At 62.7% G+C, this 22023-nt stretch carries 18 protein-coding genes; 11 read left to right on the forward strand and 7 right to left on the reverse strand.

From position 1 onward, the window contains the following. Nucleotides 1-8: 8 nt before the first annotated feature. Nucleotides 9-524: an ACT domain-containing protein gene (locus AB0O81_RS07340; RefSeq protein WP_363582774.1), complete on the reverse strand. Its 516-nt coding sequence runs from the start codon at nt 522-524 to the stop codon at nt 9-11. A gap of 31 nt (nt 525-555) precedes the next feature. Here AB0O81_RS07340 and AB0O81_RS07345 point away from each other — a divergent pair, with 31 nt between their 5' ends. After that, a complete protein-coding gene (locus tag AB0O81_RS07345) occupies nt 556-810 on the forward strand; it encodes a PLDc N-terminal domain-containing protein (protein ID WP_363582776.1) in 255 nt (84 codons plus the stop codon). On the opposite strand, the gene AB0O81_RS07350 is transcribed toward AB0O81_RS07345, so the two are convergent. Further along, nucleotides 807-1952 (reverse strand): glycosyltransferase family 2 protein, encoded by a 1146-nt coding sequence (locus tag AB0O81_RS07350; RefSeq protein WP_363582778.1) that lies wholly within the window; start codon nt 1950-1952, stop codon nt 807-809. The genes AB0O81_RS07345 and AB0O81_RS07350 overlap by 4 nt on opposite strands. 92 nt (nt 1953-2044) lie before the next feature. Here AB0O81_RS07350 and AB0O81_RS07355 point away from each other — a divergent pair, with 92 nt between their 5' ends. From AB0O81_RS07355 to AB0O81_RS07385, 7 genes are read left to right on the forward strand one after another with little or no spacing between them, the layout of a single operon-like run. Continuing rightward, nucleotides 2045-2302, forward strand: coding sequence for a glutaredoxin domain-containing protein (locus tag AB0O81_RS07355; RefSeq protein WP_337336848.1), 258 nt, complete (start codon nt 2045-2047; stop codon nt 2300-2302). A 49-nt stretch (nt 2303-2351) separates the two neighbouring features. Further along, nucleotides 2352-3212: a tryptophan 2,3-dioxygenase gene (gene kynA, locus AB0O81_RS07360; protein ID WP_363582781.1), complete on the forward strand. Its 861-nt coding sequence runs from the start codon at nt 2352-2354 to the stop codon at nt 3210-3212. Beyond that, nucleotides 3209-4183, forward strand: coding sequence for a hypothetical protein (locus AB0O81_RS07365; protein ID WP_363582783.1), 975 nt, complete (start codon nt 3209-3211; stop codon nt 4181-4183). The genes kynA and AB0O81_RS07365 overlap by 4 nt, the downstream gene beginning before the upstream one ends. Next, the gene (locus AB0O81_RS07370; RefSeq protein WP_363582785.1) at nt 4173-5444 is read left to right on the forward strand and encodes an aminotransferase class V-fold PLP-dependent enzyme; all 1272 of its coding nucleotides are present in this window, start codon (nt 4173-4175) and stop codon (nt 5442-5444) included. Before AB0O81_RS07365 ends, AB0O81_RS07370 begins: the two co-directional genes overlap by 11 nt. Nucleotides 5445-5492: 48 nt before the next feature. Then, nucleotides 5493-6941 carry an MFS transporter gene (locus tag AB0O81_RS07375; RefSeq protein ID WP_363582787.1) on the forward strand — a complete coding sequence of 483 codons (1449 nt, stop codon included), beginning with the start codon at nt 5493-5495 and terminating at the stop codon, nt 6939-6941. A gap of 23 nt (nt 6942-6964) precedes the next feature. Continuing rightward, nucleotides 6965-8764: an aldehyde dehydrogenase family protein gene (locus tag AB0O81_RS07380; RefSeq protein WP_363582789.1), complete on the forward strand. Its 1800-nt coding sequence runs from the start codon at nt 6965-6967 to the stop codon at nt 8762-8764. Then, nucleotides 8761-10398: a GMC family oxidoreductase N-terminal domain-containing protein gene (locus AB0O81_RS07385; RefSeq protein WP_363582791.1), complete on the forward strand. Its 1638-nt coding sequence runs from the start codon at nt 8761-8763 to the stop codon at nt 10396-10398. The genes AB0O81_RS07380 and AB0O81_RS07385 overlap by 4 nt, the downstream gene beginning before the upstream one ends. 52 nt (nt 10399-10450) lie before the next feature. Here AB0O81_RS07385 and AB0O81_RS07390 read toward each other — a convergent pair whose 3' ends face one another. Together AB0O81_RS07390 and pip are read right to left on the reverse strand one after the other, a co-directional pair. Continuing rightward, nucleotides 10451-12025 (reverse strand): DEAD/DEAH box helicase, encoded by a 1575-nt coding sequence (locus tag AB0O81_RS07390; protein ID WP_363582793.1) that lies wholly within the window; start codon nt 12023-12025, stop codon nt 10451-10453. A 174-nt stretch (nt 12026-12199) separates the two neighbouring features. Beyond that, complete coding sequence (pip, locus tag AB0O81_RS07395; protein ID WP_363582795.1) at nt 12200-13267, reverse strand: prolyl aminopeptidase; 1068 nt, start codon at nt 13265-13267, stop codon at nt 12200-12202. A gap of 145 nt (nt 13268-13412) precedes the next feature. On the opposite strand from pip, the gene AB0O81_RS07400 reads away from it, so the two are divergent. From AB0O81_RS07400 to AB0O81_RS07410, 3 genes are read left to right on the forward strand one after another with little or no spacing between them, the layout of a single operon-like run. Further along, nucleotides 13413-14426, forward strand: coding sequence for a malate dehydrogenase (locus AB0O81_RS07400; protein ID WP_363582797.1), 1014 nt, complete (start codon nt 13413-13415; stop codon nt 14424-14426). Between the two features lies 1 nt (nt 14427). Further along, nucleotides 14428-16167 (forward strand): sodium:proton antiporter, encoded by a 1740-nt coding sequence (locus tag AB0O81_RS07405; protein ID WP_363582799.1) that lies wholly within the window; start codon nt 14428-14430, stop codon nt 16165-16167. Nucleotides 16168-16226: 59 nt separating this feature from the next. Continuing rightward, complete coding sequence (locus tag AB0O81_RS07410; protein WP_363582801.1) at nt 16227-16736, forward strand: dehydrogenase; 510 nt, start codon at nt 16227-16229, stop codon at nt 16734-16736. A 21-nt stretch (nt 16737-16757) separates the two neighbouring features. Here AB0O81_RS07410 and AB0O81_RS07415 read toward each other — a convergent pair whose 3' ends face one another. From AB0O81_RS07415 to AB0O81_RS07425, 3 genes are all read right to left on the reverse strand, one after another. Then, entirely contained in the window at nt 16758-19103 is a 2346-nt protein-coding gene (locus AB0O81_RS07415) for an excinuclease ABC subunit UvrA (RefSeq protein ID WP_363582803.1), read from the reverse strand. A gap of 61 nt (nt 19104-19164) precedes the next feature. Continuing rightward, nucleotides 19165-19743: a DNA-3-methyladenine glycosylase I gene (locus AB0O81_RS07420; protein ID WP_363582805.1), complete on the reverse strand. Its 579-nt coding sequence runs from the start codon at nt 19741-19743 to the stop codon at nt 19165-19167. Between the two features lie 34 nt (nt 19744-19777). Beyond that, complete coding sequence (locus tag AB0O81_RS07425) at nt 19778-21883, reverse strand: acyl-CoA dehydrogenase (RefSeq protein ID WP_363582807.1); 2106 nt, start codon at nt 21881-21883, stop codon at nt 19778-19780. Nucleotides 21884-22023: the final 140 nt, after the last annotated feature.

A 22023-nucleotide genomic window follows, 5' to 3' on the forward strand; every position in this document is an offset into this window, starting at 1 on the left:
GCGAGCGCTCAGCGCTCGAAGGTGACGTCCACCTGAATCTCGGCGGCAAGCTTCTCGATACCGTCTTGCACCTCCGCCAAATCGATCGATGCGGCTACCTTCGCCACCACGGTCGCCTCGAACAGGCGACCGCCGAACATGGCCGCATCTTTCGTCTCGGTGGTGAGTCGATCGATGCTGATGTCGTGGGCGCTCAGCACCGAAGAAATATCCCGAACGATGCCCGCTCGGTCGTTGCCGAGCACGCGCACAGTGACCATCTGCGCATCGCTCGCGCTCACGTCACTGTCTGCGCTCGTGTGCACGGTGACGGTGAGCAGACCTTCCAGAATGTCGAGCGCGGCACGCAGATCATCGGCTCGCTCGGGTGCCACTGACACCTGGATCACCCCCGCGAAGGTTCCCGCGAGCTCAGCGAGTTCGCTATTTTCCCAGTTGCCTCCGTGGTGCTCGACGATCTCTGCGATCTTGGCCACGAGGCCGGCTCTGTCATCTCCGACGACGGTCAAAATGAGAGTAGTCACACGGTCAGCGTAGTCGGGTATCGTCGCGTTTATGCTTGCCGTTGCGAACCCCCTGGCGCCCGCGAGCTACGACGTCATCTGGTCGATTGTGATGCTCGCAATCGCGGTTCTGACCGTCGTCGCAATGGTGTCTTGGTGGCGCGCGACCAAGTGGCTCAGTCTGACCGAACGACTGATGTGGGTGATGCTCATCGTCTTTGTTCCGCTGTTCGGTCCTCTCGCATGGTTCGCGATCGGACGCCGGTGCGTCGCACAAGCGTGCTCGCTCCCGAGCGACTCCGTCTAGAGCTCGCCGGGAGTCATCAGCTGCTCGTCGATCTCTTCTGCCAGCTGACGCGCCTTGCTGGGCGTCTCCCCCGGCTTCTTCGGCGCATAGACCACCAGCGAGTGGAAGACGAAACGTAAGACGAACGCAAACACCAGCGTGATCGCCGTGGCAATGACGGCTGAGAAGTGTCCGGATTCCACCATCAGCGCGATGATCGGGATTCTGATCAACGCCTCTGCGTTGTTGAAGGTGAATGACTTCACAAAGCGCATCCACATGCTGGAAGCTTCATCGCGCATGTCATGGAACACGAAGCGCTCTTGCAGCACGAAGTTGCCGAGGATCGTCGCTTCGGCCGCGATAATCGCCGCCCAGATGTAGTCGACGTCCAACCCGGTCAATGCCCAGACGATCGCCACGTTCGCGACGGCTCCGAGCGCACCGATCACCGCAAACAACGACATCTTTCCGAACCGCAGCGCGGTGAGCTGGGTGAGAAAGTGCAAGCCCTGACGCATCGACGCTTTCGACTCGCCCGCATGTCGGCCCGCGAAATCGAACGGTATCTCGGCGATGCGAAAGTTTCGACGCGCGAGAATCTCAAGCAGAATCTTGAATCCGCGCGGTTTCAGAACTGCCGTGTCGACCGAGCGACGATCGATCATGAAGAAGCCCGTCATTGGGTCTGCCACATCGTGCAGCCTGACGGGAAACATCGCCTTCGTCACGGCCGTCGATGCTTTCGACACCAGCACGCGCGTGCGGTCAGCGAGACCGTTGGCTGTGCCGCCACCTGCATACCGAGATGCGGTCACGATGTCGACATCGCCCTGAGAAAAGCGGTCCCAAAGTTCGATGATCTTTTCTGGTGGATGCTGAAGGTCGCCGTCGATCACAACACACAGATCGGCTTCGGCGGCAACGAAGCCTTCGACGACCGCTCCACCCAATCCGCCCTCGCGGGTTTCACGGTGGATGACGCGGACCGGCATGGTCGCGGTTTTCGCCACCTCGCGGATCACATTGGGCGTTGCATCCGTGCTGTCATCGACGAAAACAATCTCGGCGTCGAGGCGCGAAACGCTCGCCGTGACACGCCGAACAAGCTCCGCGATGTTCGGAGCCTCATTGAACGTGGGAACGATGATCGACAGTTGCACTATCTCTCATAGTCGCATGCCTGAGCGTTATGACACGAGTTCTGCACACACCGTTCAGAGCCCACCCGGAAAATTGGCCGCAGAATAGAAGCATGACTGATTCGACCACAATCACCCTTTTCGGCGCGGACTGGTGCCGCGACTGCGTACGCACGAAGGCACAGCTCGACACCCTCGGTGTCGAGTACACCTACGTTGACCTGGTCGCTGATCCTGCCGCGGCAGATGTGGCGCGCGAAGTTTCGGGTCGCACAAACATTCCGGTCGTTGTCTACCCCGACGCTTCTCACCACGTCGAGCCGTCTAACGCCGATGTCGAGTCGAAGCTGCGCGAGCTTTCGCTGATCTGAACACGCTGATCCCCCAGCGAGAAACACCGCGCGGCCGTAGGCTGAGCGTGTGAGCGAAGGCGTCGATCGAAATACCCGAGCCATCGAAGAGTCGGTAGTGACCGACTTTGCCGATCGCATGAGCTACGGCGGGTATCTCGATCTCGCCACGTTGCTGTCTGCGCAGCGCCCACTGAGCTCGCCCGAGCATCATGATGAGCTGCTGTTCATCATTCAGCACCAGACCACGGAACTGTGGCTCAAGCTGGTGTTGCATGAGCTTGGCGCGGCATGCACCTATCTGCGCGAGGACAACCTTGCGCCAGCACTCAAGTGCGTTGCGCGCGTGAAGCACATTCAGCGCACCCTCACGGAACAATGGTCGGTGCTGGCAACGTTGACTCCCGCCGAGTATGCCCAGTTTCGCGGCGTGCTGGGCAACGCGAGCGGCTTTCAATCTCCCCAATACCGGGCTATCGAGTTCACCTTGGGCAACAAGAACGCGGCGATGCTTCGTGTCTTCGAGAACGACCCTGCCGCATACGAACTGGTCAACTCTGCGTTGCAGGCCCCGAGCCTCTACGACGAGTTCCTTCGGCTACTCGCTCGCACGGGCTACGAGATTCCCACAGAGCTCCTTGAGCGTGACGTCACGCAAGCCTGGACGTTCTCGCCCGAGTTGGTGCCCGTGCTCACCGCCATCTACGAAGATCCCAAGTCCCATTGGGAGGCGTACGAGACTTGCGAAGAACTGGTCGACCTCGAGGACAACTTTCAGCTCTGGCGCTTCAGACACCTCAAGACTGTCGAACGAATCATCGGCTTCAAGCACGGCACCGGCGGATCCAGCGGAGTTCCCTTCTTGCAGCGAGCGCTCCAGCTGACCTTCTTTCCTGAACTGTTCGCAGTGCGCACCGAGATCGGCCGATGAACGGCGACCCGTTCGCCTTGCGTGCCCTGCTCGGCCCGAGTGCTGTGCTGTGCCGTGCGGCGTTGACTGGCAGCCATGGTGTCGCGTTGCCGCCACTTATCGATCACCACATTCACCTGCACCTCATCGATGAGTCAGGATTCGCCGCGGGTGGCATCGCTGGGGTGGTGGATCTCGGAGGCGATCCCGTCGCGCTTGCTCGGCGCCCTCTCGACCATATTCCGCGTCTGGCCTATGCCGGTGCCATTCTCACTCCCCGGGGCGGGTATCCCACCGGACGCACGTGGGCTCCCGACACCATCTGGCGCGAGGTCACTGATTCCTCACTGCATCCGGGCATCGCGGGCGGCGCAGCAACGGCGGTCCAAGAGCAGGCGACATTCGGTGCCGCCGTCATCAAGGTTGCTCTGCACGCTGGCACCGCGGCCTTCGATGCGATGACCCTTGGCGCGATCGTTGAAGTCGCGCATGAGAACTCGCTCCCCGTCGTGGCTCATGTGCAAGGAGAGGGCATGCTCCGTCTCGCTCTCGATGCCCAAGTCGATGTGCTGGCTCACACTCCCTTCAGCGAGGCGCTCACCCCCGATCTGGTGGGCGAATGCGTCGAAGCTGGCCAACAGTGGATCTCAACGCTCGACATCCATCGGGATGACCCCGCGGCGATCTCACATGCAACGCAGAACCTCACCACCTTCGCCGCCGCTGGCGGCCATGTGCTCTACGGCACGGATCTTGGCAATGGCGATCTGCCCGTCGGCATCAACGTGCGCGAGGTCGCGGCGATGAACGCGGCAGGAATTCAGGGCAGCGCACTGATCGACACCCTCATCGACGCCTGGCCCTACAACGATGCCTTGGCAGGCGTCGCCACCTTCGTTCCCGGCGACCCGCCCGCGTCGATCGAACACATCCCGCGATGGCTGGCGAACGCCACCGTCGTTCCACACGAGGAGCTGGTGCATGATGACTGAGACCGAGTATTCGCAGGCGATCGAAGACTTCGCCTCGGCCGCAGCTGCGCTTGACCTCGCTGACGGTCTAAGTGAAGTGCGCGGCGAGTTCGTGGGTGCCGACACATCGCTGGTGTACTTCGACGGCAACTCACTGGGGCGTCCGCTGCGGGCCAGCGTGGCGCGCTTGACGTCGTTCGTCGAGCAAGAGTGGGGCGGTCGCCTCATTCGAGGCTGGGATGAAGCCTGGATGCAACTTCCTTTCGAAATCGGCGACTCGATCGGCCGGGCAGCGATCGGCGCAGCGGCGGGTCAGACTGTGGTCGGCGACTCCACCACGGTGCTGCTCTACAAATTGCTTCGCGCGGCGTTCGACACACAGCATGCGGCAGACCCGGCACGCGTCGAGATCGTGGTCGACCGCGATAACTTTCCCACCGATCGTTACCTCGTCGAAGGGATCGCGCGAGAGCGTGGCGGGCGCGTGCGCTGGATCGACGTCGATCTCAACGGCGGTGTCACGGCCGACGCGCTGAGCGCAGCGGTAGGAGCCGAAACCGCGGTGGTCTTGCTGTCGCACGTGGCGTACCGCTCGGGCTATCTTGCTGACGCGCCTGCTCTCACCGCCATCGCGCACGACGCTGGCGCACTCATTCTGTGGGACCTGTGCCACTCCGCTGGCTCCGTACCAGTGCACGCCGATGAGTGGGGCTTTGACCTCGCCGTCGGCTGCACCTACAAATACCTCAACGGCGGGCCGGGCTCGCCCGCGTTCGCTTATGTCGCGTCGCATCTGCACAACTCGTTGACACAACCCATCCAAGGCTGGATGGGCACAGCAGACGTCTTCGCGATGGGGCCCGAGTATCGCCCGGCCGAGGGCATGCGGCGGTTTGTGTCGGGCACACCGCCGATCACCGGCATGCTTGCCATGCAAGACACACTGATGCTGATCGAGCGCGTCGGCATCGCCGCAGTGCGCGAAAAGTCTGTACAACTGACCGAGTTCGCGCTGCGCGTGAGCGACGCACTGCTTTCTCCGCTGGGAGTCACTGTCGCCTCCCCCCGCGAGGCCGACCGGCGCGGAGGGCACATCACCCTCTCGCATCCGACAATGCGCGAGGTGACCGCAGCGCTGTGGCAGAACGACATCATTCCCGATTACCGCGACCCACACGGGCTGCGCATTGGACTATCGCCGCTGTCTACGTCATTCGAAGAGGTACTCGAAGGACTCGCCGCCGTGCGACTCGCAGTAGAAGCGGCGACACCTCGCGGCTAAACGCTCTCGAACGGTGAGAATCGCCGCACAGAGACTTACACTTCTGCGATGAGCAATGATGCCCACGGCGCCGCGAACGATACGCCTGCGCGCGACACGGAATCGGTACTGCAGACGCCTGCGACCACACGACGCTTGCCCGGCAGCACCATCTGGCGCTACGCGATCGGATCTCTCGGCACCGGTGGCTTCGCCACCCTTCCGGGGCTCGTGCTCACTTATTACATGACCGACTCGCTCGGGATCGCAGCATTAGTCGCGGGCCTAGTCATTGCGGGCGCCAAGGTCTGGGATGTCGTCATCGACCCGATTATCGGCGCGATGACCGACCGAGACTTGATTCACAACGGTACGCGGCGGCGTCTCATGCTCGTCGGCGCACTCTCGTTGCCGGTGTTCTTCGCACTCACCTTCGCCGTGCCGCCGTCACTGGGCCCGGTCATCGGCGCAATCTGGATCGTCATCGCGTTCACTGCCACCGCGACCGCGTTCAGCCTGTTTCAAGTGCCCTACATCGCCCTGCCTGCAGAGTTGACCCCCGACTACAACGAGCGAACACGTCTGCTGACGTGGCGGGTCGTCGTGCTGACGTTCGCCATCCTGCTGTTCGGCGCTGGCGGCCCCGCGCTGCGCCGCACTACCGACGATCCGGTCACCGGCTATCTCGTAATGGGCATCATCGCGGGGTTGGTCATCGGGGTCGGGATGCTGCTCGCCACCACCGTGACTCGCCGCGCCGCACGCAGCAGCATCCAGCCCTCTTCATCAGCGTCCACACCGATCGCACCGACTGCGCCTCCTCCTCGCACGAGCATTCGCGTGCACTACGCGGCGGGTATCGCGGCGCTTCGTCGCAGCGGGGCTTTTCGCGCGTTGCTTGCCACGTTCGTGCTGCAGGCTTTGGCGACCGGCCTCATGCTGGCCGGTGCTCAGTACGTCGCGACCTGGGTGCTCCACTCGGAAGCCGCCGTTGAGCTGCTTTTCGTGGCGCTCATCGCGCCAGCGCTGTTCGCGGCTCCGGTGTGGGGCGCGATTGCTCGTCGCATTGGCAAGGAACGCTCCTTTGCAATCTCGAGCGTCGTCTTCGCGATCGCCGCATTGACGATCGTTCTTGCGCTCTGGGTACCAGGCGAGTGGGTTTACGCGCCGGTTGCCGTGAGTGGAATCGCGTACGCGGGCATGCAGTCTTTGCCGATGGCCATGCTTCCCGATGTGATCTCGGCAGACGAGCGCGCCTACGGTGCGGGCCAAGCCGGTGCGTTCAGCGGTGTGTGGACGGCCGGCGAGACGGTCGGTTTCGCACTCGGCGCCACCACACTCTCGATCACCCTCACCGCAACCGGTTACATCTCCTCCACCGCGAGCGAATTGGTAATCCAACCCGATGCCGCCGTGACAGGAATTGTTGTGAGCTTCAGCGTTGTTCCAGCGATCCTCATCGCCATCAGTCTGATCACCCTCGCCAAGTACCCGCTGCGACGAGCCGACATAGACTGATCACTCGCACAAAGGAGAGCGCATTGCCTGAGGTATCGCCAAAGACGCCAGCCAAATCCGCTGCGAAGCGGCCGCCCGTAGCGAAATCCGGGCTCTCCGCCGACGTACGTGAAGCGCTCGATGCCGATATCGATCGGCTTGAGACCGGCGCACAGATGTGGCGTCACCTGACTCTGTCGCAGCGCGCGACACTGATGGAGCGGCTCGCCTCATCAGTAGGCGCAGTCGCCGAGGAGTGGGCCGACACGGCCGCCAACTCGAAAGAGCTCGAGCCTGGCCACCCGTTACGCGGCGAAGAGTGGCTGTCAGGCCCCTACGGCACGCTGACTTCTCTTGAGGTATACCGCTCGACGCTTCGCACGCTCGCCGAAGGCCAGAGCCCTCTTAGCGGGGTGAAGATCGACACGGCCGCTGGTGGCCGCACCCGCGCCCATGTGTTTCCCCTTTCCCGTGTGGATTCTCTTCTTCTTTCGGGCTACACCGGCGAAATCTGGTTTGAGCCTGGCGTCACACCGCGTGACGCTCGGGAAGAAGCTGGCCTCGCGCAGCTCACGCCTTCAGACTCGGGTGGTGTCGGTCTGGTATTGGGAGCTGGAAACATCACCTCGATTCCCGTGCTCGACGTCATCTATGAACTACTCGCACACAATCGTGTGGCGTTGTTGAAGGTCAACCCCACTCAAGATTCACTCGTGCCGGTCTTCGAACGCGCCCTCGCGCCACTTATCGAGCCAGGATTCTTGAAGATCATCCGAGGCGACGGCGCAGTGGGCGCGTATCTCACGACCCACCCGCGGATTTCGCACGTGCACATCACCGGCGCAGCAACCACATTCGACGCCATTGTTTGGGGGCCTTCGAAAGGTGCCGGCTCTGCGGCAACCACCAAGCGTCGTCGTGAGAACAAGCCCAAACTGACTAAACCCATCACCGCCGAACTGGGTGGAGTTTCACCCATCATCGTGGTGCCAGGCAAGTGGACCGACGCAGACCTGAAGTTTCAGGCCGAGCACATCACCACCATGCGATTGCAGAATTCCGGGCACAACTGCATCGCGGGGCAAGTCGTCATCGTTAGCGCCGACTGGGCACAGCGCGAGGACTTTCTTGTTGCGTTGCGCAGGGCATATGATGCCGCCCCCCGCCGCTCAGCGTGGTATCCACGCAGCAACGAGAAGCTCGAAACCGCGGGTTCTACCTATCCCAACGCCGACTGGTGTGCCGGGGGCACCCGCGCGCTCATTGAAATCGGTGCCGACGATGACGCGAGCGCGCTCGAGACGACGGAGTACTTCGCCCCGGTGCTGGGCGTTGTCACGCTTACCGGTAACGGACAAGAGTTCCTCGACGCAGCTGTGGCTCACGCCAACGACAACCTCATCGGAACGCTTGGCGCGAACGTCATTGTTGATCCGCGCACGCTCGATGCGCTCGGCGATAGTTTCGAACGGTCGATGGCCGACCTGCGCTACGGCACCATCGCTATCAACGCCTGGACCGCGCTCGGATTCTTGACCCCGACCCTGTCGTGGGGCGGCTTTCCCGGCGCGAGTCTCGAAAACGTCGAAAGCGGGATCGGCATTGTGCACAACGCGCTGTTGCTCGACCGTGTCGAGCGTTCAATCGTGCGCGGTCCATTCCGCCCATTCCCTCGCTCGGTAGGCGCGGTGTTGCGGCCTGGCACGTTTTCGGTGTTGCCGAAACCGCCGTGGTTTGTCACCTCGCGGACCGGTGCAAGCGTGAGCGAAGGCCTCACTCGTTTCCGCATCGACCGCAACTGGGGCGGACTCGCGAAGACCCTCACGAAGGCATTCGGCGCATGAGCAAGCGTCGCTATTCCCTCGACGCAGACTATGTGATCGTCGGCGCAGGCTCAGCGGGCGCGGCGCTTGCGGCCCGTCTCAGCGAAGACCCAAGAATTTCAGTGCTTCTGCTCGAAGCTGGCGAGGCCGACAAGGCGCTCGAGTTGCACATTCCAGCCGCTTTCTCGAAGCTCTTCCGAGGAAAGTACGACTGGAACTACGACACCGTCGCGCAATCTTCCCTGAATGGCCGAACGGTGTTCTGGCCTCGAGGAAAGACGCTCGGCGGCTCGTCATCGCTCAACGCCATGATGTGGGTGCGCGGCTTCGCCGCGGACTATGACGAGTGGGCGGATGTCGCCGGAGACAGCTGGTCATGGGATGCGCTGACCCCCTATTTCATGAGGGCCGAAGACAACGAAACTGTCAGCCACAAGACCCAGGGAACCGGCGGCCCGCAGCGCATCGAGAACCAGCGCGATCCCCGCCCTCACACAGCCGCGTTCCTCGAAGCCGCGCGCGAAGCAGGCCACGAAGTCGTGCCAGCAAACCAGCCCACCGGCCTCGGCTTCAGCCAAACCATGGTGGCGCAGCGGCGAGGAGCACGAGCATCCACCGCTGACGCCTACCTGCGTCCGGCAGGCAAGCGAAAAAACCTGCGCGTGGTCACCGGCGCATTCGTGCGACGCGTCACCTTCAGCACTGACACCGTTCCTGAGGCAACCGGCGTCTACGTTGAAATCAACGGCGTCACCCGTCACGCCCGCGCGAGTCGCGAAGTGATCCTCTGCGGTGGCGCGGTCAACACCCCGCAGCTTCTGATGCTGAGCGGCGTGGGACCAGCCCAGCACTTGGCTGATCATGGCATCGCGCTCGTCGCGGAGTCCCCCGACGTCGGCAGCAACCTTCAAGATCATCTCGTCGCCGGACTGGCGCCCGGGGCACTCGGCGGCACCCTGTATTCCGCGGAGAGCGCGTGGCAGCTCGCGCGCTATCTCACCAAACGCATGGGCATGCTCAGCTCGAATGTCGCCGAAGCGTGCGGCTTCGTACGCACGCCGGTCGCGGATACGACCGGAATGACCGCGGGCTTGGCTGACATCGAGATCATCTTCGCCGCCGCTCCCTATGTCGGCGAGGGGCTCGTGCCGTTGCCCGCTGAGGGCCTCACGGTTGGGGCGATCCTGATGCGACCGCGCAGCCGCGGCACCATTCGCCTGGCCTCGGCAGATCCCCATGTCAAGGCCGTTATCGACCCCGCATACTTGTCAGACCCAGAGGGTATCGACCGAGCGACGCTGATTGCTGGACTTGCCGAGTGCGAGCGCCTCATCGCCACCGACGCGTTGCAAGCGGTCTGCAATGGTGAGTGGGTCCAGCCCGCTGACGGCGCAACGATGAGTGCCGCCGAGCGGGCAGAGCTCGCCGTCGATCAGTATTCGCACACGCTTTACCACCCGGTGGGAACGGCACGCATGGGTCTAGATGATGCCGCTGTCGTTGACCCAGAGCTGCGGGTGCGAGGGGTGCACGGTCTGCGCGTGGTCGACGCCTCGGTGATGCCGACGATCATCCGCGGGCACACCAACGCCCCCGCGATTGCGATCGGCGAGCGCGCCGCCGATCTGATCCTCGAGCGCAAAGCGCCCAAATAGAACTGCCCCTCAGCAGAAGCGGAAGGGCAGTTCGAAGCATGGATGCTGCAGGTCAGCGACCTGAACGGCGGTTGCCGCCGTTCTCGCGGACCACCGAGCCAACCATCAAGCTCGACGAGCCGCCCGCGTGCGAGGCGCGACGCGAACCCGACTGACGAGGCTTGCCGGCCGGCGCTGCATCCCGGTGGGAGCTGTCGCGGTGGGGAGCCGCGTGCTGCTGGCCTGAACGCTGACCACCGCTCGATGAGCCGCCCTGGCCTGAACGCTGTCCACCCGAACGCTGGCCACCGCCGGCTGCTTCAGAGCTGCGCTGTGCGGGGCGTCCCGACCGGTCACGACGAGGCTGTGACTGACCGCCGCCTTCGCGTGCGGCGCGCTTGCGCTGTGCGTTTGCACCCTGGCTGCGGCCGCCACCGCGTTGCGGCTCGACCTTCGGGGCAGGCTTGACGTACGCGGCAACCGTACCGACGAGCGCGGCTACCTCGGGCGAAGTCGGCGTCACGCGCGTGGGAGGGACCGTGATCGCGGCCTTGCGCAGCAACTGAGCGACGTCCTTCTCTTGACCGGGTAGAACCAGCGTAACCACGGCGCCTTCGGCGCCAGCACGAGCCGTGCGACCCGAGCGGTGCAGGTACGCCTTGTGTTCCATGGGCGGGTCAACGTGAATGACTAGTTCGACGTCGTCGACGTGCACGCCACGAGCGGCGACGTCGGTGGCGACGAGAACCTTGGCGGCGCCCGACGAGAACGCAGCGAGGTTGCGGTCACGCGCGGGCTGCGAGAGGTTTCCGTGCAGATCAACCGCGGGAATACCGGCGGCGGTGAGCTTTTGCGCGAGCTTCTTGGCCTGGTGCTTGGTGCGCATGAAGAGAATCCGACGACCGGTGCCGGAGGCAAGCGTGCGGATGACTTCGTTCTTCGAGTCGACGCCATCGAGCGTGAAGACGTGGTGGGTCATTGCGGCAACGGGCGAGTTGGCCTCATCGACCGAGTGAAGCACCTCGTTCTGCAAGAAACGATTGACGAGCTTGTCTACGCCATTGTCAAGCGTGGCGCTGAACAGAAGCCGCTGCCCCCCGGTCGGCGTTGCCGACAAGATGCGGGTAACACCGGGCAGGAATCCGAGGTCAGCCATGTGGTCGGCCTCGTCGATGACGGTGATCTCGATAGCGTTCAACTTCACGAAGCCCTGCTTCATGAGGTCTTCAAGGCGACCAGGGCACGCGACGATGATGTCGACGCCCGATTTGAGGGCCTGCACCTGACGGTTCTGGTTGATGCCGCCGAAGATCGTGGTGGTAGTCATCCCATAGGCCTTGGCAAGCGGCTCGAGAACCGCATTGATCTGGGTGGCCAGCTCGCGGGTCGGTGCGAGCACCAAGCCGAGAGGCAGGCCAGCACGGCGGCGACCGCCTGCCAGTTCGGTGCCGAGTCGCGCCACCATCGGAATCGAGAAGGCGAGAGTCTTGCCCGAGCCCGTCTTTCCACGACCGAGCACGTCGCGACCAGCAAGCGTGTCAGGGAGCGTATCTACCTGAATCGGAAAGGCGTTGGTTTTGCCCTCGGCCGCAAGGATGTTGACGAGGGGCTGTGGCACGTTGAGCGTGCTGAATGTGACATCAGTCATTGAGGATTCGTTCTCCGGGCACAGATACGCGCCCTATTCGGTGGCCCGAGTCAAATTTTGACCTGGGGTCGCCGTGCGAAAGTTTCAGCCAGCAACGTCTGGGAGTGTGTCTACAGACGGCGGCGAGGGAGCGTTCTACGACGCAAGAAGCGCATCGGAGCGCTGCAAGAGTCCTCAGTCTACCAGAGACGCAGCCTCTGCCAGAGACAGAGGCTGCGTCTCTGGCAGAGATTCATAACCGGTGGGTTCATGCGCTGCCGCAGGCGTTTCATCGGCGGCAAACTTGTCGGTCGCGGCGCGTAGCACCGCCGCAATCCCCGGCTCGGTGGCGGCGTGCGAAGCATCCGAGATCATGAAGAACTCGGCCTCGGGCCACGCCCGGTGCAGGTCCCACGCTGTCATCGGCGGCGTGCACATGTCGTAACGGCCCTGCACGATCACGGCCGGAATGTGCCGAATCGCATCCACGCCACCAATCAGCTGGCCTTCGTCAAACCAGCCACCGTGCATGAAGTAATGGTTCTCAATCCGTGCGAATGCGGTTGCTCCAGCGGGGTCGGTCATGTCGCCGACCAGCTCAGGGCCAGGAAGCAAAGTCAGCGTGGACGCTTCCCACCTCGACCATGCGACTCCAGCAGGAATATGCACGGCAGGGTCTGGATCGCTGAGTCGCCGATGGTAGGCCTCGATCATGCGGGAACGCTCGAGCACCGGAATCGGTGCAATGAAGTCTTCCCAGAGGTCGGGGTATACGGCTCCTGCGCCACCCTCATAGAACCATTCGAGTTCGTGTCGGCGAAGGGTGAAGATGCCACGCAGCACAATCTCACTCACCGCGTCGGGATGCGACTGGGCGTAAGCGAGTGCGAGCGCGCTGCCCCATGAGCCACCGAAGACCTGCCATTTCGCGATGCCAAGGTTTCGGCGCAACAACTCGATGTCTGCAACAAGGTGCCACGTTGTGTTGAAGCGAAGATCGGCCTCGGGGTCACTCGCGTGCGGGGTCGACTTTCCGCATCCTCGCTGATCCAAAAGAATAATTCGATAGCGCTCGGGGTCAAAGAATCGACGTTGCCACGATGAGGTCCCGCCGCCGGGGCCACCGTGCAGAAAAACGACAGGCTTGCCCTTGGGGTTGCCGCTCTGTTCCCAGTAGACGCGATTGCCCTCGCCCGCGATCAGCTGTCCGGTCTCGTACGGTTCGATGTCGGGGTAAAGGATGTCATCCAGTGAGTCGTTCATCGGCTTCTTCCGGCTTTCTCGCACTGTCGCCATTGGCAGTGCGCAATGATCATCATGGCTCACGGTACCGCGCGCAACCCGGTAGAGCGAGGGGCCCTGGCCTGCGGGCCCTCATTTGCATTGCAATCAGTTCTAGGCTCGCACCATGGAAAAGATTCCCACCACGGTGACGATCACCGGCGCAGGCGGTCAGATCGGTTATGCGTTGCTCTTCCGCATCGCTGCGGGAGCGATGCTCGGTGCCGATCAGCCGGTTCGCTTGCGTTTGCTCGAGATTCCTGCCGGGGTGCGGGCTGCTGAGGGTGCAGCGCTCGAATTGCAGGATTGCGCCTTCGAATTGCTGCGGGGAGTCGAGGTCACTGACGACCCACTCACTGCCTTCAATGGGTGCAACATTGCGCTGCTCGTTGGTGCCCGCCCCCGAGGGCCGGGCATGGAACGGGCCGATCTGCTGGCGGCCAACGCCGGCATCTTCGGCCCCCAGGGCAAGGCGCTTGCCGCTGCCGCTGCGAGCGACGTCCGGGCGGTCGTGGTGGGAAACCCTGCCAACACCAATGCGCTGATCGCCGCCTCAGCAGCTGCGCCCGAGATTCCCGCCGATCGCTTCAGTGCTCTGACCCGCCTTGACCATAACCGCGCGGTCGGACTCATCGCCGCAACCCTGAACGTGCGCCCCGACGATATCGCTGACGTCACAATCTGGGGAAACCACTCTGCCACGCAGTTTGCCGATACCACCCACGCGACCGTCAGAGGCGAATCGGTGGATGCCGCTCTTGCCAGGCACTTCGGCAGCGAACAAGCGGCGATGAGGTGGCTCGACAACGACTTCATCCCTCGGGTGGCCAAACGCGGAGCGGAGATCATCGAGGTACGCGGATCGTCGTCGGTGGCATCGGCTGCGAACGCCACGATCGCTCACGTGCGCGATGAGCAGTTGGGCATGTCGCACGGCTGGACGTCTGCGGCGGTGCTCTCTCAGGGCGAGTATGACGTTCCCGAAGGCATCGTTTGCTCGTTCCCGGTCACCTCAAACGGAAACGGCTACCGAATCGTCGAGAACCTCTCGCTCACCGACCGTCAACGCGCCAGACTGCGCACCTCGGTTGAAGAGCTTTCGGCGGAGCGCGACGCCGTACGAGACCTCGGAGTGCTCTGAGATGGAAGTGCTGCTGATAGCGCTTGGCGTCGTCGTCGTGATCGCGCTGGCGACGGCGGTTGCTCCGCGCGTCAGGATCGCGGGCCCGATGATTCTGGTCGCGATCGGTATCGGTGTGGGATTGCTGCCGGCGGTCGACGTGCCCGAGGTTGACCCGGAGTGGATCTTGGTGGGGGTTTTGCCACCGTTGCTTTACGCCGCGGCGGTGCGCCTTCCCGCGCTCGAGTTTCGGCGTGACTTCGGTCCCATCGCCGGTTTGGCCTTTGTGCTCGTGATCTTGACTTCGCTCGCGCTGGGAGCGTTCTTCATTGCTGTCATTCCGGGCATCGATCCGCTGATTGCCATCGCGTTGGGGGCGATTCTCAGCCCGACCGATGCGGTGGCGACTGCAATCGCGAGACGCGCTGGCATCTCTCGGCGCGTGGTGACCATGCTCGAAGGAGAGAGCCTGCTGAACGACGCAACAGCCCTGGTGTTGCTACGCACCATGGTCGCGGCCGCCGCGGTCGCGACCAGCACTGTCGCCGACACCAGCGTCAGCTTTCTTCCGGCGTTTGCATGGGGCGTAATCGCCGCGGTAGTCATCGGGGCCATTGTCGGTCTCGCGAACCTGCGCCTACGGTCGAAAATCTCGAATCCGCCCGCGAACACCGCCCTCGCTTTTGTTGTGCCGTTCATCGCCTACCTGCCGACGGAAGAGCTGGGAGGGTCTGGGCTCGTCGCTGCGGTCGTTGCGGGAATCGTCACCGGCCAGGGCGCCGCACGCTATTTCTCACCCGAGCAGCGCCGATCTGACGAAGCCACGTGGAAGACGCTTGAAGTCATGCTCGAAGGTGGTGTGTTCCTGCTGATGGGGCTGGAGCTCAACGCGATCATCGACGGCAACTTCGCGAACAACGGTGGCATCGGCACCGGATTGATACTCGCTGGCGGAGCATTCTTCATCATTTTGCTGATGCGCACCGGTTACGTCACTCTTCTGGTGTGGATTCAGGGGCGTCGGGCGACGACAGTTCAGCGCAAACGGCTCGCTCACATCAGCGACCGCATTGATGACATTGCGACGCGTCCCGAGAGCGACGGTGGTCTGCGCGCGCGCTTCGACGGTCCACGCTCAGCTCGCAGCATCGCTTCAATGCGCAAGCGGCTCGCGAGTGCCATGCGCGACCTGGATTACTACCAAGCCACCGCGCTCGGATGGAAGCATGGCGCGGTGATCGTGTGGGCGGGCATGCGAGGCGTTGTCACGCTAGCCGCTGCCCAGACGCTTCCCCGCGAGCTTCCCGGTCGCGACCTGCTGATCTTCGTCGCATTCACCGTTGCGGTCGGTTCACTCGCGATCCAGGGCCTCACGCTGCCCTGGGTAGTCAAGCTGCTGAAGTTTCCCCGCTCAGAGAACACCGAGCGGGCGGGGCGCGCCGAGCAGGAGCAGATCGATGACGCGCTCCGCGATGCGGCTGCCGCGGCGGTCGGCCACGCGTCACTCAAACAGCGCGACGGATCGCCGTTTTCTGAAGCGATGATGAAGTCCGTGAACGCGAAGCTGCTTCAACCCCGTGAGTTGAGATCGGGCGACGCACACACCTATTACGAGCTGCGACTCGCGATCTTGCGAGCAATGCGCGCTCGGCTGAATGAGCTGGCGAGAGGCGGTCACTACAGCACCGAAGCGCTGCGCCAAGCGCTCGCAGAGTTGGATGCTGATGAGCTCAGCGTGCAGCTGCGGCTCGAGAGCGAGTGACGTGGTTGGCGGATCGGGCTGTGCTGGGCGAGAATGAGAACCGACGAAGAGGTATCTCCATGAGCGAGACGGCAATGACTCCCGCAACCGACGGCATCCGCACCCCCAGCGATCACGCGCATCCCGAAACCGCGCCGCTCCACTTGCCCCACCCCGCTGCCGACTGCCCGCGTTGCTTCACCGAGCTTCAAGCCGACCGGCATTGGTGGCAGGCCCGCCCCTCGGGTGCACGGCTCGTCGGACTCGTGATCTCACGTGACGACATGCCGTCCGTGGTTGATCAGCGAAACGAGCTCACTCGGTTTGGAGTGCCGATCGAAGGATTCCGCCACCCTGCGCCCGAGACGCTCGAATCGTGGGAAGAGCGACTCGTCCGCCTTTTCGGCACTCTCAAAGGTGGCGATGTGCTCGTGGTCGCCAATATGCACGCGCTGGGCCGCGATATCGAAGAAGAGCGGCGAACAATCGCCGCGCTACGCAATCGCGGGGTCATGGTGAAGGTGCTCAGTCACACTGGTCGCCACCTCGCCGACCCCGTCGCTGTCGCCGTCGCCGTCGCCGAGCAGTAAAACCCGCTCGAGGCGCGCCCTTCAGCCGCCGACGTATTCGCGCAGATGTGTCGCGGTGAGCGTATCTGACGACGCAACGAGGTCAGCGGGCGTGCCTTCGAACACGACTTCGCCACCGCCCCGGCCCGCCCCTGGGCCCAGATCAATGATCCAGTCGGCGTGCGCCATCACCGCCTGATGATGCTCGATCACAATCACGCTGTTGCCTGACTCGACAAGCCTGTCGAGCATGCCAAGCAGATTGTCAACGTCAGCGAGGTGAAGTCCGGTCGTGGGCTCGTCAAGCACATAGATCGCGCCCTTCTTAGCCATAAAGATCGCCAGCTTCAGCCGCTGGCGTTCTCCGCCCGAGAGGGTACTGAGCGCCTGACCGAGCGTGATGTACCCGATTCCCACGTCGATCATGCGGGTGAGCGTGGTGTGGCTTGCGCCCTTCTTTGGCAAGAACTCCTCTGCCTCGGCCACGGTCATTGCCATGACCTCCTTTATGTTCTTGCCGTCAAGCAAGTACTCGAGCACCTCATCAGCAAAGCCACTGCCCTCGCAGAGGTCACAGCGAGTCTCCACCGTCGAAGCGAAGCCGAGCTCGGTGATGATCACACCCAGCCCCTTGCATGCGATGCACGCACCTTCGGAGTTTGCGCTGAACAGTGCCGGTTTGACGCCGTTCGCCTTGGCGAAAGCGGTGCGAATCCCGTCGAGCAATCCCGTGTAGGTCGCTGGGCTGCTGCGGCGAGAACCTTTGATGGCCGACTGATCGACGACGATGACATCGTCGAACGCGGGCAGATTGCCGTGGATGAGTGACGATTTTCCCGACCCTGCCACTCCTGTCACGACGGTCAGTACCCCCAGTGGCACATCGACGCTGACATTCTTCAGGTTGTGCTGCGCGGCATCCCGAATCTCCAGCGCCCCCTTCGGCGCGCGAGTGGCCTCTTTCAGGGTCGCACGGTGGTCAAGGTAGCGGCCGGTCAGGGTGTCTGAGGCGCGAAGGGCGGCGACGGTACCGCTGAACTGCACCTCGCCGCCCGCACGACCCGCGCCCGGGCCAAGGTCGACGACGTAGTCGGCGATATCGATGACCTCGGGCTTGTGTTCGACAACAAGAACGGTGTTTCCCTTGTCTCTCAGCTGGCGAAGCAGGTCATTCATGCGCTGAATGTCGTGCGGGTGCAAGCCGGCGGTCGGCTCATCAAACACGTAGGTAATGTCAGTCAGCGAGGAGCCGAGGTGCCGAATCATCTTTGTGCGCTGAGCTTCACCACCAGAGAGGGTTCCCGACGCTCGGTCGAGCGAGAGATAGCCGAGACCAATCTCGACGAACGAATCGATGAGCTGTTGCAAGCTGACCAGCAGCGGCGCGACCTGGGGATCTTTGATCGAACGCAGCCATGTGGCCAGATCAGTGATCTGCATCTCGGCTGCGTCGGCAATACTGACGCCGTCGATCTTCGAATCTCGCGTGGCCCGTGCAAGCCGTGTGCCCTCGCACTCTGGGCAAGCTAGGAATTTGACAGCCCGGTCAACGAACGCGCGAATGTGCGGCTGCAGAGCATCGCGGTCTTTTTGGAGCATCGACTTGGTGATCTTTGGCACCAGACCCTCATAGGTCATGTTGATGTTTTGGATCTTGATCTTGGTGGGCTCTTTGTAGAGAAAGTCATTGAGCTGCTCCTCAGTGAAATCCCTGATGGGCACGTCTGCGGGGTACAGCCCGGACTCGCTGAAACCTCGCACCATCCAGCCATCGGCGCTGTAGCCGGGGATCGTGATGGCACCGTCAATGAGCGACTTCTCGCGGTCGAACAGTTCGTCAAGGTCGACGTCGCTGACCTGCCCTAGTCCTTGGCAGTGCGGGCACATTCCGCCGGCTACCGAGAATGACCGGGCCTCGTTCTTACCGGTCGCGGTCTTGATGCGCCCGCTGCCGCTGACCGATGGCACATTGAACGAATAGGCCTGAGGCGAGCCGATGTGAGGGGTGGCGATACGGCTGAACAGCAAGCGGAGCATGGCGTGTGCATCGGTTGCGGTCCCGACCGTCGATCGGGCGTTGGCGCCCATCCGCTCCTGATCTACCAAAATCGCCGGGCTCAGATTCTCGAGCGCATCAACTTCAGGACGATTCATCTGTCCCATGAACTGCTGCACAAATGTGGGGTAGGTCTCGTTGATGAGACGCTGTGACTCATTTGCTATCGTGCCGAACACGAGCGAAGACTTGCCCGATCCGCTCACACCGGTAAAGACACTCAATCGCCGTTTGGGAATCTCGACGCTCACGTTCTTGAGGTTGTTCTCGCGCGCGCCGACGACGCGAATCACCTCGTGAGAATCAGCGATGTGTCCGGATGCCTCGGTCATGAGTTTCCTCTCGTCGTGCCACCTACATTCTGGCGCGCATCGTCGACATTACGCTCGAGGCTCAGGCAGATGCTGCTCGCCAGCAACCCGGTACATGGTCATCGACCATGCCCGACGACTGCATCAAGGCATACATGGTGGTTGACCCAACGAAGCGAAAGCCCCGTTTCTTCAGCGCCTTGCTCATGGCGTCAGATTCAGCAGTCGTGGCCGGCACATCTGCGAACGACTGCGGGCGAGGTCGTGGCTCTGGTGCGAACGACCACATGAACTCGTCGAATTCTCCCTCAGGCAGCTCCAGCATGAGCCGAGCGTTCGAAATGGTTGCCCCGATCTTCAGCCGATTGCGGATGATCCCTGCATCCATCATCAACCGCTCAATGTCGGCGTCATCAAAACGCGCGATCACCGCGGGATCAAAGCCTGCGAACACCTCACGAAAGTGGGGGCGCTTGCGCAAAATGGTGATCCAGCTGAGTCCCGCTTGAAAGCCCTCAAGGCTCATCTTCTCGAACAGCGCACGGTCTCCGTGCAGTGGCCGACCCCATTCTTCGTCGTGGTATCGGCGATACTCGGCGTCGTCTCCAACCCACGCACACCTTGCGATGTCGTCAGGACCGTTGCGGATGTCTGTCGTCACCACGCCAGCCTATGCACGCGGTGCGACAGATCCGCTACTTCTTTTTAAGTGATTTCTCGGAGACCGGGGCGGTGCCCGATGCAGCGAGGTTCTCAAAGTACGCGCGCGCCTCTTGCTGACGCTCCTGCTCAGCGCCGAGAGCGATTGGAGCCCTCACATGCTCGGGAGCAAAGCCATAGGCGTCTACGAGATCTTGGGCATGCGGACGAAGCCTGGTGCAGAGTCGGTCGATGTAGCGAGTGACCGATGCTGCTCGCTGAGTCGAGAGCCGTCCGTTGATGATGTACCACGCGAGGTGTTTCTCAATCAGGTAGAGACCAAAGAGGTCCCGAAGCCAAGTGAGCACCTGCGCCGTGCCTTCGTCGTCGATGGAAGCGACACCGTCAGAAAAGGCCTCCCACTGCAACAGTTCGCCGTGCGCACGAGCAGCTTCGATGAGCTCCGCCTGGCGGCTGTTGAATACCGCCGCTGCTTCTTTGGACGAGAGCTTGGATGCCGGTCGCAGTGCAGTGGCGACGTCTGACACCATCTGTTCCACTCGGCCCGCAAGCAGTTCGTGTTGCTGTTCCGCGCGAAGACCGAACTCCACCGACCGTGCCGTCGAACCGAAGTCAGCCACGGACTGACCGAACTGACGCAACCCAGCACCGTGAAAGACCTTGCCCGCCGTCTGCTCTACCGCGTACTTGGCAAGCTTGGCAGCATCCGCGCCCTTGAACTGCTTCGCGAAATCGCTCAGCAGGCGCTTGCCCACAAGCTGGAGCAGCACGTTATTGTCGCCCTCGAAGGTGACGTAGACATCGAGGTCTTGGTGCAGGCCGACCAGTCGGTTCTCTCCGAGAAAGCCGGAGCCCCCACATGCTTCGCGCGCTTCTTGGATGGTGTCGAGCGCGTTCCAGGTCGAGAGCGGCTTGAGCGCAGCGGCAAGGGTCTCAAGATCTTCACGCTCATCGGGAGTATCGCTTCGACCCGAGAAGACGCCATCGAACTTCTGCAGCAGTTCATCGTTAGCGAAGAACTGCGCGTAGTTCTGCGCGAGCAACGGAAGCAGGCGGCGCTGGTGCTTGCCGTAGTCGAGCAACACAATCTCGTCGGTGCCCGAGCCAGAATCGAACTGGCGACGCTGGTTGGCGTAGGTGAGCGCGATATAGAGCGAGAGCGCCGTGCCAGTGGTCGCGGCACCATCAAGCGAGACACGGCCCTGCACGAGGGCACCCAGCATGGTGAAGAAGCGTCGACCTGGGCTAGCGATGTCGCTCGAATAGCTGCCGTCAGCGGCAACATCGCCGTAGCGGTTGAGCAGGTTCTCGCGGGGCACGCGCACCTGGTCGAAGTGAAGGCGACCGTTGTCGATGCCGTTGAGGCCGCCCTTGACCCCGTCGTCTTCGCCGCCGACGCCGGGCATGAAGGCGCCCTCATCGTCACGGATCGGAACGAAGAAGCAGTGCACCCCGTAGTTCACGCCACCGGTGATCAGCTGCGCGAAGACCGTTGCTGCCTTGCCGTGCACGGCTGCGTTGCCGAGGTAGTCCTTCCATGCGCCGCGGAACGGCGTATGGATGACGAACTCTTCGGTGTCAACGTCGTAGGTCGCGGTGGTGCCGATCGCTGCGACGTCCGAGCCATGCCCGGTCTCGGTCATCGCGAACGCGCCAGGGATGGTCAGATCGACAATGTCGCGCAACCACTTGTCGTGGTGCATTTTTGTGCCCAACTGCAACACCGCAGAGCCGAAGAGTCCCCACTGCACACCCGACTTGATCTGCAGACTGGGGTCAGCGAGAACGAGCTCTTGGAATCCGGCGATGTTGGCGCCGTTGTTCCCCTCGCCGCCGTACTCTTTCGGAATTGCGCGGCGCGATGCGCCATGAGGAACCAGCAGGTGCATCTGTTCGAGCACACGCTCGCGGTGCTCTGCCATGGGCTGACCTTCGATGCGCCAGAACGCGGGATCTTTGATCATCTCGCGCGCTTCGCGGCGAGTATCTGCCCATGTTCCCAGCAGCAGGTCGGTGACAGCATCGATTTCAATGCGCGGCTCGGATGCTTCTTCGGCCGTGTGGGCGGCAGTGGGCGCGCCGCCAGCAGGCGTGCGTTTACTCTTGGCGGGCGTTGAGGAACGGACGGCGGTGTCAGACATGGCATCACCTTTCGGCTTTGGAGGTCAGGCTAAGTCACTTTCGACCGTAGGACTCCTCTAACGTCCCGGCAACACCATTGGCGCATTGCTACAACGCGGCTAGGCTACGGCTTCGCCTGTTGTTGTGTACTCCCGACAGG

Origin of the sequence: Microbacterium sp. NPDC076911, from assembly GCF_040687125.1 — a bacterium.
GTDB lineage: Bacteria > Actinomycetota > Actinomycetes > Actinomycetales > Microbacteriaceae > Microbacterium.

Excerpts from the sequence above, each read along its gene's own strand:
- AB0O81_RS07415 (WP_363582803.1), bottom strand. The coding sequence starts at position 19,103 with ATGACCGAGGCATCCGGACACATCGCTGATTCTCACGAGGTGATTCGC.
- AB0O81_RS07365 (WP_363582783.1), top strand. The coding sequence starts at position 3,209 with ATGAACGGCGACCCGTTCGCCTTGCGTGCCCTGCTCGGCCCGAGTGCT.
- AB0O81_RS07375 (WP_363582787.1), top strand. The coding sequence starts at position 5,493 with ATGAGCAATGATGCCCACGGCGCCGCGAACGATACGCCTGCGCGCGAC.
- AB0O81_RS07405 (WP_363582799.1), top strand. The coding sequence starts at position 14,428 with ATGGAAGTGCTGCTGATAGCGCTTGGCGTCGTCGTCGTGATCGCGCTG.
- AB0O81_RS07400 (WP_363582797.1), top strand. The coding sequence starts at position 13,413 with ATGGAAAAGATTCCCACCACGGTGACGATCACCGGCGCAGGCGGTCAG.
- AB0O81_RS07425 (WP_363582807.1), bottom strand. The coding sequence starts at position 21,883 with ATGTCTGACACCGCCGTCCGTTCCTCAACGCCCGCCAAGAGTAAACGC.
- pip (WP_363582795.1), bottom strand. The coding sequence starts at position 13,267 with ATGAACGACTCACTGGATGACATCCTTTACCCCGACATCGAACCGTAC.
- AB0O81_RS07355 (WP_337336848.1), top strand. The coding sequence starts at position 2,045 with ATGACTGATTCGACCACAATCACCCTTTTCGGCGCGGACTGGTGCCGC.
- AB0O81_RS07345 (WP_363582776.1), top strand. The coding sequence starts at position 556 with ATGCTTGCCGTTGCGAACCCCCTGGCGCCCGCGAGCTACGACGTCATC.
- AB0O81_RS07385 (WP_363582791.1), top strand. The coding sequence starts at position 8,761 with ATGAGCAAGCGTCGCTATTCCCTCGACGCAGACTATGTGATCGTCGGC.
- AB0O81_RS07370 (WP_363582785.1), top strand. The coding sequence starts at position 4,173 with ATGATGACTGAGACCGAGTATTCGCAGGCGATCGAAGACTTCGCCTCG.
- AB0O81_RS07410 (WP_363582801.1), top strand. The coding sequence starts at position 16,227 with ATGAGCGAGACGGCAATGACTCCCGCAACCGACGGCATCCGCACCCCC.
- AB0O81_RS07390 (WP_363582793.1), bottom strand. The coding sequence starts at position 12,025 with ATGACTGATGTCACATTCAGCACGCTCAACGTGCCACAGCCCCTCGTC.